Here is a 13,748-nt window from a genome sequence, read left to right on the forward strand (position 1 = left end):
TTTATCAGTTCCAGTCCGTGAAGGTGGTGAAACCGTCGGTGTCGGTCAGCTGTCCGGTGGCGCCCTCGAGGTCTTCCGGCAGCAGGCTCCACACGATGAAGTCGGTGCGGGTGTCCGTCCAGACGCCGTCGTCGCTGCGTACGCGCGCTATGCAGGCGCCGCGCAGGACTCCTTCGCTGATGCAGCCGATCTTCTGGGCGACCTGCTGGGAGGCGGTGTTGTCGGCCGCGGTGCGCAGCTCGACGCGTTCGAACTTCTGGTCGCCGAAGAGCCACTGGGCGGTGGCGAGTGCCGCCTCGGAGGCGTACCCCTCTCCCCGGGCCCAGGGCGCGACTATGTACGAGAGTTCGGTGGACCGCACGTGCCAGTTGGTCTTGGTCAGCTGGATGACGCCGACCAGCCGCTGGGTGAGGAACTCGGTGACGGCGAGGTCGAGCCCCCGGCCCGCGGTGCGCTCGGCGGGGGCGTACTCGCCGATCCAGGTGGCGGCGTTGTCCTCGGTGAAGGGCTGGGGGACGTGCGTCCAGGCGGCGACCTGCTCGTCGTTCATCATCGCGGCCAGCGCGGGGACGTCGTCCTCGTCGAGGGGGCGCAGCACCAACCGCTCCGTGCTGATGGAGATGTTGGGGAAGGTGCTCGTCATGCGCCGCTCCGTAACCTGTGTGACCGTCAGGGCCTGCTCGAACTGCCCAGCATGCAGCATGAAAGCACTCAACCACACCACCGGGTCCGCCCCGTGAGCACGGAGCGGACCCGGTGGGTGACGCGGGGTTCGGCCCGGACGGCGGGCCGGAGGGAACCCCGGGGTCGGAGGTTCAGAAGGAGGGCAGGACCGCGCCGGCGTACTTGTCCTCGATGAACTTCTTCACCTCGGGCGAGTTGAGGAGCTTCGCGAGCTTCTTGACGCGCGGGTCGTCCTCGTGGCCCTCCTTGACGGCGAGGAGGTTGCTGTTCGGGTTGCCCTTGGCGCTCTCCAGGACGAGGGCGTCCTGGGCGGGCTTCAGGTCGGCCTCGATGGCGTAGTTGCCGTTGACGACCGCCGCGTCCACGTCGTCCAGGGAGCGCGGGGTCTGGGCCGCCTCCAGCTCCTTGAACTCGAGGTTCTTCGGGTTCTTGGTGATGTCCGAGGGGGTCGCCGCGGTGCCGACGCCGTCCTTGAGGGTGATGATCCCGTTGGCGGCGAGCAGCTGCAGGGCGCGGCCCTCGTTGACGGTGTCGTTGGGGACGGCGACGGTCGCACCGCTCTTCAGGTCGTCGGCCTTCTTCACCTTGTGCGAGTAGAGGCCGAGGGGCTCCAGGTGCACGTCGACGACGGACACGATGTGGGTGCCGTTCTTCTTGTTGAAGTCGTCGAGGTAGGGCTGGGTCTGGAAGTAGTTGGCCCCCACGGAGCCGTCCTCCGTCGCCGTGTTCGGCGTGACGTAGTCGGTGAACTCCTTGACCTCGAGGTCGAGGCCCGCCTTCTTCGCCAGGTTGTCCTTGACGTAGTCGAGGATCTCGGCGTGCGGGGTGGGGCTCGCGGCGACGACCAGCGGTCCCGAGGTGTCGGAGGCGGAGTCCTTGTCGGAGCCGCAGGCGGTCAGGCCGAGGGTGAGGGCTCCGGCGGCGAGGACGGCGGTGGTGAACTTGGCGGTGTTACGCACGAAAAGTGCCTTTCCTGAGGTGGTGCGGCCCCGTCCCGGTGGGGCGGGGAGTCCTTGGGGTGCGGTCAGGCGACCTTGCTCACGTCGGCCGCGGCGGGCTCCTTGGCCCTGAGCAGCCGGAGCCTGGGCGCCGCTCCGCCGCGTCCGCCGCGGCGGTGCAGGGTGCGGGCCGCGTAGTCGCCGGCGAACTGGATGAGCGAGATCGCGACGGCGAGGAGCGCGACGGTGATCCACATGAAGCCGGGCTCGAAGCGCTGGTAGCCGTAGCGGACGGCGAGGTCGCCGAGGCCGCCGCCGCCGACGGTGCCGGCCATGGCGGAGTAGCCGATGAGGGCGATGATCGTGGTGGTGGTGGAGGCGATCAGGGAGGGGAGCGCCTCGGGGACCAGGACCTTGCGGACGATGGTCCAGGTGTTGCCGCCCATGGACTGGACGGCCTCCACGAGCCCTCCGTCGACCTCGCGCACGGCGGTCTCGACGAGCCGCGCGAAGAACGGGATGCCGCCGATGGCGAGCGGCACGATCGCGGCCTCGCTGCCGATGGTGGTGCCGGTGACCCAGCGGGTGAAGCTCATCAGCGCGACCATGAGGATGATGAACGGCATCGAGCGGCCGATGTTCACGATCTGCCCGATGACCTTGTTCACCAGGACGTTCTGCAGCAGGCCGCCGCGGTCGGTGAGGACGAGGAGGACGCCGAGCGGAAGTCCGAGGACGACGGCGATCAGGGTGGACCAGCCGACCATGATCAGGGTCTCCCAGGAGGCCTGCTCCAGCAGCGGCTGCATCTGCGACCAGGTCACTTGGCACCTTCCTTCACCAGCGAGGCGGGAGCGGTGGCCGCGTCCGGCGTCTCGTTCACCACGTCGATCTGCAGGCCCTGTTCGCGCAGGAAGCCGACGGGCACGACGTTGTCCTCGTAGCGGCCGGGCAGTTCGATGCGCATCCGGCCGACCTGGAGGCCGCCGACGGTGTCGATGGCGGCGCCGAGGATCGATATGTCGATGTTGTAGGTGCGCGAGAGCTGGGAGATGACGGGCTGGGTGGCGGCCTCGCCGTGGAAGGTGACGTCGAGGACGGTGCGGTCCTCGGCGGAGGCGTCGCCGCCGACCGGGAAGAGCGCGGCGGCCAGCTCGGAGCCCGGGGTGGCCAGGAGTTCGCCGACCGTGCCGGACTCGACGATGCGGCCCCGGTCCATGAGGGCGGCCGAGTCGCAGATGCTCTTGACGACGTCCATCTCGTGGGTGATGAGCAGGACGGTCAGCCCGAGCTGCCGGTTGAGGTCGCGCAGCAGCTGGAGGATGGAGCGGGTGGTCTCCGGGTCGAGGGCGCTGGTGGCCTCGTCGGAGAGCAGCACCTTGGGGTCGCCGGCCAGGGCGCGGGCGATGCCGACGCGCTGCTTCTGGCCGCCGGAGAGCTGGGCCGGGTAGGCGCCCGCCTTGTCGGCGAGGCCGACGAGGTCGAGCAGTTCCAGCGCCTTGCGGGAACGTTCCTTCCCCGACTTGCCGAGGATCTCCAGCGGCAGTTCGACGTTGTCCCGCACGGTCCGCGACGAGAGCAGGTTGAAGTGCTGGAAGACCATCCCGATACGGCTGCGCGCCTGCCGCAGTTCCCGGCCGGCGCGGGGGCCGCGTCCGGCCAGCGCGGTGAGGTCCTGGCCGGCGACGGTGACCGTGCCGGCGGTGGGACGCTCCAGGAGGTTGACGCAGCGGATGAGCGAGGACTTGCCGGCGCCGGACTGGCCGATGACGCCGTACACCTCGCCCTCGCGGACGTGCAGGTCGACGCCGTCCAGGGCGGTGACCTCGCGGCCGCGTGAACGATAGACCTTGGTGAGGCCCGATGTGGTGATCACGTGGGTTTCCGTCACTGTCGAGTGCGCGGCGCGGTGGTGTGCGCCGGGCACGGGGCGTTGTTCTTCGGGTTCTTGGGGGTCCTTCGGAACGCGGCACGGTTCTCGCGGTGGCGGTGTGCCATGGCGGTGGGACCGGGGAGAATCGTGTGCGCGGGGCGTGGCCCGGCCGCGTGCGCGCGCCGGGCGCGGGCGGACCTGGGCGGGCGCTCGCTTCGGGGCGCGAGGCTCAGGCGGTGCGGGGGCCCTCTAGAAGGCGCACATTCGCGGGCACATACAACGAGCACCGGGCGTCGTGGTCGCCTCGGTCGCAGGGGTGCGGTCGCTCGTGGTGCTCATGCCGATCAGTAAAGCAGACGTATGCCCGTGTCCGGAGACCGCTGTCCGGATACTGGACAGCGGTGGACGGCAGGTGGTCGCGGGGCCGTGGATCAGCCCCGGACGGTGATCTCGATTCCGGCGTCGGTGACCAGTGGCGACAAGGCCGAAAGGTCGGTGACCACCAGGTCGGCGTCGAGTTCGTCGGCCCGGTGGGTTGTGGCCAACGCCACGGTCCGCATGCCGGCGGCGCGGCCGGCCCGGAGCCCGGCGGGGGCGTCCTCGAAGACGACGCAGGCGGCCGGGTCGACGCCCAGGGCGCGGGCACCGAGGAGGTAGGGCTCGGGGTCGGGCTTGCCGCGGGTGATGTCGTCGGCGGCGACGAGGGTCTTGGGGAGGATGCCGACGGCGTCGAGGCGGGCTTCGGCGAGGCGTCGGGTGGCGGAGGTGACGACCGCCCAGCGGTCGGCCGGGAGCGCGTCGAGGAACTCGCGGGTGCCGGGCAGCAGGTGCACGCCCCCGTTCGGCACGTCCTCGAGCTCCAGCTGCTCGATGCGGGCGACGGCCTCGGCGACCACGTCGGCGGGCAGCAGGTCGCCGGCTATCTCGGCGGCCGGCCGCCCGTGCAGTTCCACCCGCCCGAACCGCTCGGCGGTGATCCCGTACTCGACGGCCCACCGCGTCCAGCAGCGGCGTACGGAGGCGAGGGAGGAGACGAGGGTGCCGTCGTTGTCGAACAGGAGGGCCTGTGCGTGGAGCTTCATGTCCTTGACCCTACGGGCCCGGGGACGGCGGGCCTTTTGGGCCGTAATAGGCTCGCTGCCATGCTTGACGTCCTGACGCTGGTGACCGGCGTCGCCGCACTGCTGCTGGCCGCCTGGTGCGGCTGGGCCGCCTACCGTGACCAGCCGACGAAGGACTGGCACTTCATCGGCATGGCCGTGGTCTCGGCGCTGGCGCTGATCCAGCTGGTGGTCGGCGTCGTGCAGCTGGCGCGGGGCGAGGAACCGGAACAGGGCACGACGATCTTCGTGGCGTATCTGCTGGGCGCCTTCGCGTGTGTGCCGGCGGCGGGGTTCATGTCGCTGGCCGAGCGCACCCGCTGGGGTTCGGTGACGGTCGCGGCCGGCGGTGTCGTCCTCGCCGTCCTGGAGGTCCGGCTGTATGACATCTGGGGAGGCTGAGATGGTGGCCACGGAGGAGAAGCGGGCCGGGCAGCGGCTGATCGGCGGGCCCGGCATCCTGCTGGTGTGGCTGTACGGCGTGATGGTCGTCGGCGCGGTGTCGCGGTCCGCGTACCAGATCGCCACCGAGTTCGACCGGGCCCCGCTCGCCTACGCGTTGTCGGCTCTCGCGGGCGTCGTCTACGGGTTCATCACCTACACCCTGGTGCGCGGCGGCGAGAGGGCCCGCAGGGCGGCGCAGGTGTGCTGCGCCGCCGAGCTGGTGGGGGTACTGACGGTCGGTACCTGGACGCTGGTGGAGCCGTCGGCCTTCGCGGACGCGACCGTGTGGTCGGACTACGGGATGGGGTACCTCTTCATTCCCGTGCTGCTGCCGCTGTCGGCCCTGTACTGGCTGCGCCGGGCCCGCACCGCGTAGCAGCCGTCGGGGCCCGGCCGTGGCTCAGGCCGTGGTCGCGTACGTCTCCGCCGGCTTCTCCAGGACGATCATGGGCACGCCGTCGTTGCCCTCGGCGGTGCCCACCGTCTCGTAGCCGACCCGGCGGTACAGCCGCAGGTTGCCCTCGCTGCGGTGCCCGGTGTGCAGCCGGAACCGCTTGGCGCCGCGCTGCTCGGCCAGTGCGGACTCGGCGGCCCGCAGCAGCCGGGCCCCGATGCCGTGCCCTTGGAGGCGGGGGTGGACGCAGAGCTTGCCGATGGACGCCGCCCCGTCCTCGGTCACCCGCCCCCGCACCGAGCCGACGACCTCGTCGCCGAGCCGCGCCACGAAGACGCAGTCGGCGGCGACCTCTTCGCGCACCGAGTCGAGGGTCTGGACGAGCGGGTCGATGCGGTAGTTGGCGTACAGCGCCGCCTCGCTCTGGAAGCAGAGGTACTGCAGCCGGAAGATCTGCTCGGCGTCCTGTTCGGTCGCCGCCGAGATGGTCACGCTCATGCCCATGTGCGCATGCCTCCCGCTCACCTGATCACCTGTGGTCCCCCACTCCTATCCCCGTCCTCAGCCGGCCGCAACCTCCGGCGTCAGCAATCGACGCAGACATCCCAGACATCGGGAGCGTTCCGGGCCAAGACTGCCCTGTGAGATACCCAACTCCCCCGCGATTTCCCGGTATGTGAGGTCCCTGGGCGACAGCAGCGCCTCCATCAGGCGGGGGCAGCGGCCCGGCAGCCGGGGCACGGCGTCGCGCAGGGCGCGGTGCCGGGCCGCGGTGAGCGCGAGCCGCTCGGGCTCGTGGGCGTACTCGGCGACACCGGCGGGTTCGGCCCCGTACGGCCGCTCGTTGCGGGCCGTGCGGCGGGTGCGGCGGACCTCGGTGCGGACGGCGCTGCGCAGCCAGCGGTGCGGGTCGGGGGGCGGGCCGTCGGCCGCCAGGCGTTCCAGCAGCCGCAGCCAGACCGCCTGTTCCAGGTCGCCGGGCTCGGTTCCGGACGCATATGCCTCGGCCGAGGCCTCGGCGGTGAGCAGGGGGCGCAGGGAGGTGAGCAGGTCGTGCGTCATATGCACGTCGACGCGGCCGCCCGGGCGGCGGGTTGCCCGGACGGCCGAAGCTCACCCCAACCGGGGGCGTCCGCTCAGCTGTTGACGCCGTTGACGAAGGATTCGCGGGCCAGCACGCCCGTGTCGGGGTTGTCGGTGAAGATGCCGTCGATACCGGTGGCGAAGTACGTCCGGAACGCGCCGAAGACGTCGCCGTAGGCGTCGGGGTCGCTGCCCTTGCGGAAGTCCGCGGGCAGGAAGGGGTTCTCGTTGCGCATGGTGTACGGGTGCAGGGTCAGGCCCGCCCGGTGCGCGTCGCGGACCAGCGTCGTCGGCTCGGTGAGCCGCCCGGCGGAGTCCTTCGGGATGATCAGGTCCAGGGTCGGGCCGATGCCCTGCGCGTAGGAGGCGATCTCCTTCAGTCCCGCGGGCGTGACGAGGTCGGCCGTGGTGCGCGGGTCGCCGGTCTCGACGAAGTCCCAGGGGCGGCTGTTCGCGCCGGACAGCAGGACGGCGAGGGGATTGCCGACCAGCTTGTTCATCCGCTGGATGCTGGTGGGCTCGAAGGACTGGATGATGACGGGCGAGTTCCTCCGGTCCTTGCCGTACGTGCGCAGCAGCCGGGCCAGGCGCTCCTCCGTGCCGAGGCCCAGCTTGCGGAAGTAGGTGGGGTGCTTGAGCTCGGGGTAGATCCAGACCTGCTTGCCGCGCCTGCGGGTCTGCTCGTTCTGCCAGCGGAGCACCTCCTCGAAGGTGGGGATCTCCCAGCGGCCGTCGTAGAGGGTGTTGTGCGGGCGGTTGGCCGGGATGCGCTCGGTGGCGCGGAGCGTCTTGAGTTCGGCGAGGGTGAAGTCCTCGGTGAACCAGCCGGTGGTGGAGACCCCGTCGAGCAGTTTGGTGCGCTTGCGGTCGGCGAACTCCGGGTGGTCGGCGACGTCCGTGGTGCCGCCGATCTCCGGCTCGTGCCGGCAGACGAGGTGACCGTCCTTCGTGGGGACCAGGTCGCCGGCCTCGACGATGTCGGCGCCCAGGTCGAGGGCCAGCTCGTAGGAGCCGAAGGTGTGCTCGGGGCGGTAGCCGCTGGCGCCGCGGTGACCGATGACGGTCGGCACGGGCAGGCTCTTGACCCCGCCGCCGTGTCCGCCGCCGTGCCGGGTGCCGGCGGCTCTCGCCGTGCCGGGCAGGCCGAGCACCGCTCCGCCCGCGCCGAGCACCGCCGCGCCCAGCAGCGCCCGCCGTCCGGTGCCGCCGCCCGCCCGCTCGTCCGACTCCTGCGTTCCCATGGGGCCCTCCTGCCGTTGTCCGTCCCGTGCGCGCCGATCGTAGGGGCGCGTACATGACGAGCGGGAGACCGCGGCCGGAACACGCGGGTGCGCGGGGATGTCGTGCGGGGGCGGAGGGCTGACGCGCCGTCGGCTTGGCGGCGACGTGGCGGGGTAGGCCAAGGACATGGGCTCGGTGGTGGCACCCGGGCGGCGCGCCTCACCCGGCGCGCGGGTCGTATGTGCTTCGATCCGGCCCGTGGCCGCAGGGCGTGGACCGGGACGCCGGTCCTCGCGAGCGCGACCTGCCTCACATTCCGGCGTGGGTGTGACCACCGCGCGACGCCCCCGCACCGCAGGTGAACACGCGTCAACGTCGTGCAAGACCCGGGTGACCCGAGGTGCGGGACCCCCCGGGCCGCGAGTAATGTCCTCACCTGCACAGACTCATACCGCATCCCCGACACCGGAGGGCCCGTTGTCCCGCTTCGTGTTCATCAAGGCAGTGCTCGGTCCGATCATGCGCCTGATGTTCCGCACACGGGTGGAGGGTGTGGAGAACATCCCGGGCGACGGTCCGGTGATCCTGGCCGGCAATCACCTCACCTTCATCGACTCGGTGATCATGCCTCTGGCCTGCGACCGGCAGGTCTTCTTCATCGGCAAGGACGAGTACGTCACCGGCAAGGGCCTCAAGGGGCGGCTGATGGCCTGGTTCTTCACGGGGGTCGGCATGGTCCCGGTCGACCGGGACGGCGGCCGGGGCGGGGTGGCGGCCCTGATGACCGGCCGCCGCATCCTGGAGGAGGGCCACGTCTTCGGCATCTACCCCGAGGGCACCCGCTCCCCCGACGGCCGCCTCTACCGCGGCCGCACCGGCATCGCCCGGCTCACCCTGATGACGGGCGCCCCGGTCGTGCCGTTCGCCGTCATCGGCACCGACAAGCTCCAGCCGGGCGGCGCGGGTCTGCCGCGACCGGGCCGGGTGACGGTCCGCTTCGGCGAGGCGATGGAGTTCTCCCGCTACGAGGGCATGGACCGCGACCGCTACGTCCTGCGGGCGGTGACCGACTCCGTGATGACGGAGGTCATGCGGCTGTCCGGCCAGGAGTACGTGGACATGTACGCGAGCAAGGCGAAGGCGGCGTAGCGCCGCGGACCCGCCCGCGCGATACGGCGGACCGCTCGGTGAGCGGTCCGCCGTATCGCTTTTCCGCGCCGTGCGGCTACGGGTGTTCCACCCCGTCCTCCAGGCGCTGGCCGCGCAGCAGGTACCAGGACGCCGCGGCGGCGGCCAGGAGTACGGCGGCGCCGACGCCCGCCGCGAGGGTCAGGCCGTCGACGAAGGCCTGCCGGGCGGAGTCCAGGAGCGCCTCACCGGTGGCCGCCGGGAGTCCGGCGGCGGCCTCCACCGCACCGCCCAGTGACTCGTGGGCCGCGTCCGGGGTGCCGGCGGGTCCGGTGAAGTCGCGGTAGACGCCGGTCACGATGGAGCCGAGCACCGCGATGCCGAGGGCGGCGCCGAGTTCGTACGCCGTCTCGGAGACCGCGGAGGCGGCGCCCGCCTGTTCCCCGGGCACGCTGGAGAGGATGACGTCGGCGGTGACGGTGAAGGCGAAGCCCGCGCCGAGGCCGACGACCAGCAGGGCCGCGCCGAGCAGCGGATAGCCGGTGTGCTGGCCGATGACGGTCAGCGCGGCGAGGGCGAGACCGACGGCGGCGAGTCCGCCGGAGACCACGGCACGGACCGAGAAGCGCCGGGCCGCGCGGCCCGCTACCAGACCGGCCACCACCGCGCCGACGGCGGCGGGCAGTTCGGCCAGGCCCGCCTCGAAGGGCCGCCTGCCCTGGACGAGTTGCAGGTACTGGGAGAGGAAGAACACCAGCCCCGACAGGCCCAGGATGGTCAGCAGGTCGGCCAGGACCGCACCGCTGAAGCCGCGGTTGCGGAACAGCCGCATGTCGAGCAGCGGGACCGGCATGGTCAGCTGGCGGCGGACGAAGCCGTAGAGCGCGGCGGCGCCCAGCAGACCCGCGGCGAGCGTGGCCCAGGCGAACCCGTGGGCGGCGGTCTCCTTGACCGCGTACACGACTCCGACCATGCCGATCAGGGACAGGGCGACGCTGGACAGGTCCCAGGGGCCCGGGTTCGGGTTGCGGGACTCGGGCAGCAGTTTCACGCCGACGACGACCAGAACGGCCATCACGGGCAGGTTGATCAGGAAGACGGAGCCCCACCAGAAGTGCTCCAGCAGGAACCCGCCGACGACCGGACCGACCGCCGCGCCGGCGGAGGCGGCCGCGCCCCAGATGCCGACGGCGAGACTGCGTTCGCGCGGGTCGTGGAAGAGGTTGCGGATCAGGGCCAGGGTGGCGGGCATCAGGGTGGCGCCCGCGACGCCGAGCAGGGCCCGGGCGAGGATCAACACCTCGGGTGTGTGGGCGTAGGCGTTCAGGACGGAGATCGCGCCGAACGCGGTGGCGCCGACGAGCAGGATCCGCTTGCGTCCGATGCGGTCGCCGAGGCTGCCCATGGAGACGAGCAGGCCGGCGATGACGAAGGAGTAGACGTCGCCGATCCAGAGGAGCTGGGTGCCGGAGGGCGCGAGGTCCTCGCTGATGTAGGGGGTCGCGAGACCGAGTACGGTCGCGTCGACGGCCACCAGCAGCACGGCCAGCACCAGGACGGACAGCGCCAGCCAGCGGCCGGGGCGCTTCACCGCCTCGGTCGGGTGGGCCGGCTGCAGGGTGCGGTTCATGGTTCCTCTCTCCGGAGCGCGCCGCCGAGCAGCAGCTCGACGATCATGTGGGTGAAGTCGTTGCGGGCCACGCGGCCCTCGGCCACTGCCCAGGCGCCGGAGGCCAGCAGGCCGTACAGCGCCTCGGTGAGCCAGGCGGGCGTGAGATCGATGCGGAACTCGCCGCTCTCCTGGCCCCTGCGGAACAGCGCGGTGAGCCCGGCGTCGATGCGGGCCCAGCCCTCGTTCTGCTCCTCGCCCTCGAACAGCTGGTTCTCGGTGTAGAGGAAGGCGAGCAGACCGGCGGAGGGTTCCATCGCGCGGACCAGCCGGCGCACCGCGTCGGCCGCCGGGCCCTCGTCGGTGCGGGCCGCCGCGAGGGCGGCCTCGCACTCGGCGATGCCCAGCGACTCCAGCGCGCGGACGAGGGCGTCGCGCCCGGCGAAGTGCCGGTGCAGGGTGGCCCGGCTGAGGCCGGCGGCCCTGGCGACCTCGTCCATGGTCGCGGTGGATTTGCGGGTCAGCAGGGCCGCGGCGCTGCGCAGTACCTGTTCACGATCGACGGCCATGAGACAACGATAACCCACATGAGACATTGATGTCTCATGCCGGGCATGCGTGACTCACCTCGCGGGGCGGTCACGGGTTCAGCGGGGAGCGGCTCAGTGCCAGGGCAGCTGCCCGCGGCGCTCCCAGTAGGCGTGCGGGTCCTCGGTGAGTACTTCGAGGCGGGCCACCTGGTCGTCGTCGAGGTCGACCACGGCGGCGTGCAGGTTCGAGCCGAGCTGGTTGACCGTCGCCGCGCCGGACAGGACGACGCCGACCCAGGGCTGCCGCAGGATCAGGGCGAGGGCGACCGCGTCGCAGCCCAGGGCCGTCTCCTCGGCGACGGTCTTCAGGACGTCCGGCGCGTGCGGCTCCGCGAGGCGGCCGTTGGCCATGCCCTCCTTGACGATCACGGTGAGCCCGGCCTCGTGCGCCTCCGCCAGCGCGGGTCCGGCGGAGGTCTCCAGCGCGTTGTACGTCGACTGGACGGTGCGGAAGAGGGGCTCTCCGTCGACGGTCACGGCGAGCGCGGCGCGGATGGCCTCGGCCTGGGAGGGGCCGCTGGTGGAGAACCCGACGGAGCTGCCCTGCGCGGCGGCCTCGGCCAGCCTGGCGTGCAGATCCTTGTCGGTGAGGGCGGGGCTGTCCGGGGTGAGCGAGTGGATCTGGTACAGGTCGAGCCGGTCGCCGAGCAGGGCGTCGGTCTCGGCGCGCTGGCGGTCGTAGGTCGCGACACCGTGGTCCTTGACCTCGTGCTGCTCGGCGTCGGTGGACCAGTCGGCGGTGTAGGTGTAGCCCCACTTGCTGCCGACGACCACGTCGTCGGCGTCGGGGCGGTCCCGGAGCCAGCCCGCCAGGAACTCCTCCGAACGGCCGTAGGAGCGGGCCGCGTCGAAGTAGCGCACGCCCTGCGCGTAGGCGGCGTCGAGGAGGTCGTGGGTGCGTTCGCGCAGCGCCTCGACGGTACGGTCCGCTCCGAGGTCGCGGTCGCGGCCGAGGTTGATGTAGCCGGGGCGCCCGACGGCGGCGAGACCGAGTCCGATGTGGCAGGTCGGGGTCGTTGCTGTGGCCAGGCGGGCGAAGGGCATCGCGGGCTCCGTTCGGTCGACTGCTGAAGCGGTTGAGCTGCCGAGCTGTTGACCAACGTAACCGCGATGCCCCTCGGGCACACCGGCTGCCGCTTCCGGCTGCTACTTCTTGGCGTCCGCCCAGGCGTGCTGGGCCGCCACGTCCGCCTTCACCTCGGCGAGCTGGACGGCGACCGCGCTGGGCGCCGTACCGCCGCGTCCGTCGCGGGAGGCGAGGGCGCCGGGGACGTCGAGGACGGTGCGCACCTCGGGGGTGAGGTGCTCGGAGATCTTGGCGAACTGCTCGTCGGTCAGCTCGTCCAGCTCCTTGCCGTCGGCCTCGGCGACCTTCACGCACTCACCGGCCACCTCGTGCGCGACCCGGAACGGCACACCCTGCTTGACCAGCCACTCGGCGATGTCGGTGGCGAGCGAGAACCCGGCCGGGGCCAGCTCCGCCATCCGCTCGCGGTGCACGGTGAGGGTGGCCATCATGCCGGTGAAGGCGGGGAGCAGGACCTCCAGCTGGTCGATGGAGTCGAAGACCGGCTCCTTGTCCTCCTGGAGGTCGCGGTTGTACGCGAGCGGGAGGGCCTTGAGGGTGGCCATCAGGCCGGTCAGGTTGCCGATCAGCCGCCCGGACTTGCCGCGCGCCAGCTCGGCGATGTCGGGGTTCTTCTTCTGCGGCATGATCGAGGAGCCGGTGGAGAAGGCGTCGTGCAGGGTGACGAAGGAGAACTCCTTCGTGTTCCAGATGATGATCTCCTCGGCGATCCGGGAGACGTTCACGCCGATCATCGCGGTGATGAAGGCGAACTCGGCGACGAAGTCGCGCGAGGCAGTCCCGTCGATGGAGTTGCCTGCGCTGCCGTGCTCGAAGCCCAGGTCGCGGGCGACGGCCTCCGGGTCCAGGCCGAGGCTGCTGCCCGCGAGCGCGCCCGAGCCGTAGGGGGAGACGGCCGTGCGCTCGTCCCACTGGCGCAGCCGCTCCGCGTCCCGGCCCAGCGCCTGGGCGTGGGCGAGCACGTGGTGGGCGAAGAGCACCGGCTGGGCGTGCTGGAGGTGGGTGCGGCCGGGCATGGCCACGTCCGGGTGGGCCTCGGCGAGGCCGATCAGCGCGTCCTGGAGGTCGGCGATCAGACCGCCGACGGTCCTGGCGTGGTCCCGCAGGTACATCCGGAAGAGGGTCGCCACCTGGTCGTTGCGGGACCGGCCGGCGCGCAGCTTGCCGCCGAGGTCCGGACCGAGGCGTTCCAGCAGCCCGCGCTCCAGGGCCGTGTGGACGTCCTCGTCGGCGATGGTGCCGGTGAAGGAGCCGTCGGCGACGTCCGCCTCCAGCCGGTCGAGCCCGGCGATCATCCGGGTCAGCTCGTCCTCGGTGAGCAGCCCGGCCTTGTGCAGCACGCGCGCGTGGGCGCGGGAACCGGCGATGTCGTAGGGCGCGAGCCGCCAGTCGAAGTGGACGGACGCGGACAGCTTCGCCAGGGCCTCGGCGGGACCGTCGGCGAAACGGCCGCCCCAGAGCCGGACGTCACCGCTGTTGCTGCTCACTTGGGTCGCTCCTCACCGTACGATCACTGTCATGCATGAGTATGCAGAACTCTGCATGATTCGTCAATCTTGCGGGTTGCCGCCGCCCGCCGCGTCCCGCGCCCCCATAA

Annotated in this window: 15 protein-coding genes; 3 read left to right on the top strand and 12 right to left on the bottom strand. The window is 71.7% G+C overall.

Annotation, left to right across the window (positions count from 1 at the left end; genetic code table 11):
* Positions 1–4 precede the first annotated feature (4 nt).
* From ACZ56V_RS27010 to ACZ56V_RS27030, 5 genes are all read right to left on the bottom strand, one after another.
* Positions 5–643 carry a GNAT family N-acetyltransferase gene (locus ACZ56V_RS27010; RefSeq protein ID WP_356365976.1) on the bottom strand — a complete coding sequence of 213 codons (639 nt, stop codon included), beginning with the start codon at positions 641–643 and terminating at the stop codon, positions 5–7.
* Positions 644–815: 172 nt separating this feature from the next.
* Positions 816–1,643, bottom strand: a complete 828-nt coding sequence (locus ACZ56V_RS27015) for a MetQ/NlpA family ABC transporter substrate-binding protein (RefSeq protein ID WP_398917232.1) — start codon at positions 1,641–1,643, stop codon at positions 816–818.
* A 65-nt stretch (positions 1,644–1,708) separates the two neighbouring features.
* Positions 1,709–2,446: a methionine ABC transporter permease gene (locus ACZ56V_RS27020; protein WP_398917235.1), complete on the bottom strand. Its 738-nt coding sequence runs from the start codon at positions 2,444–2,446 to the stop codon at positions 1,709–1,711.
* Positions 2,443–3,498 (bottom strand): methionine ABC transporter ATP-binding protein, encoded by a 1,056-nt coding sequence (locus ACZ56V_RS27025; protein ID WP_398917236.1) that lies wholly within the window; start codon positions 3,496–3,498, stop codon positions 2,443–2,445. The genes ACZ56V_RS27020 and ACZ56V_RS27025 overlap by 4 nt, the downstream gene beginning before the upstream one ends.
* A gap of 428 nt (positions 3,499–3,926) precedes the next feature.
* A complete protein-coding gene (locus ACZ56V_RS27030) occupies positions 3,927–4,577 on the bottom strand; it encodes an HAD family hydrolase (protein ID WP_468945802.1) in 651 nt (216 codons plus the stop codon).
* A 60-nt stretch (positions 4,578–4,637) separates the two neighbouring features.
* On the opposite strand from ACZ56V_RS27030, the gene ACZ56V_RS27035 reads away from it, so the two are divergent.
* Together ACZ56V_RS27035 and ACZ56V_RS27040 are read left to right on the top strand one after the other, a co-directional pair.
* Positions 4,638–4,997: a hypothetical protein gene (locus ACZ56V_RS27035; protein ID WP_087810295.1), complete on the top strand. Its 360-nt coding sequence runs from the start codon at positions 4,638–4,640 to the stop codon at positions 4,995–4,997.
* 1 nt (position 4,998) lies between these two features.
* On the top strand, positions 4,999–5,415 hold the full coding sequence (locus tag ACZ56V_RS27040) for a hypothetical protein (RefSeq protein WP_356365987.1): 417 nt from the start codon (positions 4,999–5,001) through the stop codon (positions 5,413–5,415).
* 24 nt (positions 5,416–5,439) lie between these two features.
* Here the strand turns inward: ACZ56V_RS27040 and ACZ56V_RS27045 are convergent, their stop codons facing one another.
* From ACZ56V_RS27045 to ACZ56V_RS27055, 3 genes are all read right to left on the bottom strand, one after another.
* Positions 5,440–5,937 carry a GNAT family N-acetyltransferase gene (locus ACZ56V_RS27045; RefSeq protein WP_398917358.1) on the bottom strand — a complete coding sequence of 166 codons (498 nt, stop codon included), beginning with the start codon at positions 5,935–5,937 and terminating at the stop codon, positions 5,440–5,442.
* Positions 5,938–5,994: 57 nt separating this feature from the next.
* Positions 5,995–6,495, bottom strand: a complete 501-nt coding sequence (locus ACZ56V_RS27050; RefSeq protein ID WP_467381939.1) for a sigma-70 family RNA polymerase sigma factor — start codon at positions 6,493–6,495, stop codon at positions 5,995–5,997.
* 74 nt (positions 6,496–6,569) lie between these two features.
* Positions 6,570–7,757 (bottom strand): glycerophosphodiester phosphodiesterase, encoded by a 1,188-nt coding sequence (locus ACZ56V_RS27055; RefSeq protein ID WP_467381941.1) that lies wholly within the window; start codon positions 7,755–7,757, stop codon positions 6,570–6,572.
* Between the two features lie 508 nt (positions 7,758–8,265).
* On the opposite strand from ACZ56V_RS27055, the gene ACZ56V_RS27060 reads away from it, so the two are divergent.
* Complete coding sequence (locus tag ACZ56V_RS27060) at positions 8,266–8,886, top strand: lysophospholipid acyltransferase family protein (RefSeq protein WP_241965528.1); 621 nt, start codon at positions 8,266–8,268, stop codon at positions 8,884–8,886.
* A gap of 76 nt (positions 8,887–8,962) precedes the next feature.
* Here ACZ56V_RS27060 and ACZ56V_RS27065 read toward each other — a convergent pair whose 3' ends face one another.
* From ACZ56V_RS27065 to argH, 4 genes are all read right to left on the bottom strand, one after another.
* Entirely contained in the window at positions 8,963–10,495 is a 1,533-nt protein-coding gene (locus tag ACZ56V_RS27065; RefSeq protein ID WP_468945808.1) for an MFS transporter, read from the bottom strand.
* Positions 10,492–11,043, bottom strand: a complete 552-nt coding sequence (locus ACZ56V_RS27070; RefSeq protein ID WP_398917249.1) for a TetR/AcrR family transcriptional regulator — start codon at positions 11,041–11,043, stop codon at positions 10,492–10,494. The genes ACZ56V_RS27065 and ACZ56V_RS27070 overlap by 4 nt, the downstream gene beginning before the upstream one ends.
* 93 nt (positions 11,044–11,136) lie before the next feature.
* The gene (locus ACZ56V_RS27075) at positions 11,137–12,108 is read right to left on the bottom strand and encodes an aldo/keto reductase (RefSeq protein ID WP_467381946.1); all 972 of its coding nucleotides are present in this window, start codon (positions 12,106–12,108) and stop codon (positions 11,137–11,139) included.
* A 102-nt stretch (positions 12,109–12,210) separates the two neighbouring features.
* Entirely contained in the window at positions 12,211–13,638 is a 1,428-nt protein-coding gene (argH, locus tag ACZ56V_RS27080; RefSeq protein ID WP_356366001.1) for an argininosuccinate lyase, read from the bottom strand.
* Positions 13,639–13,748 lie beyond the last annotated feature (110 nt).

This window comes from Streptomyces sp. NPDC034099 (genome assembly GCF_055575415.1).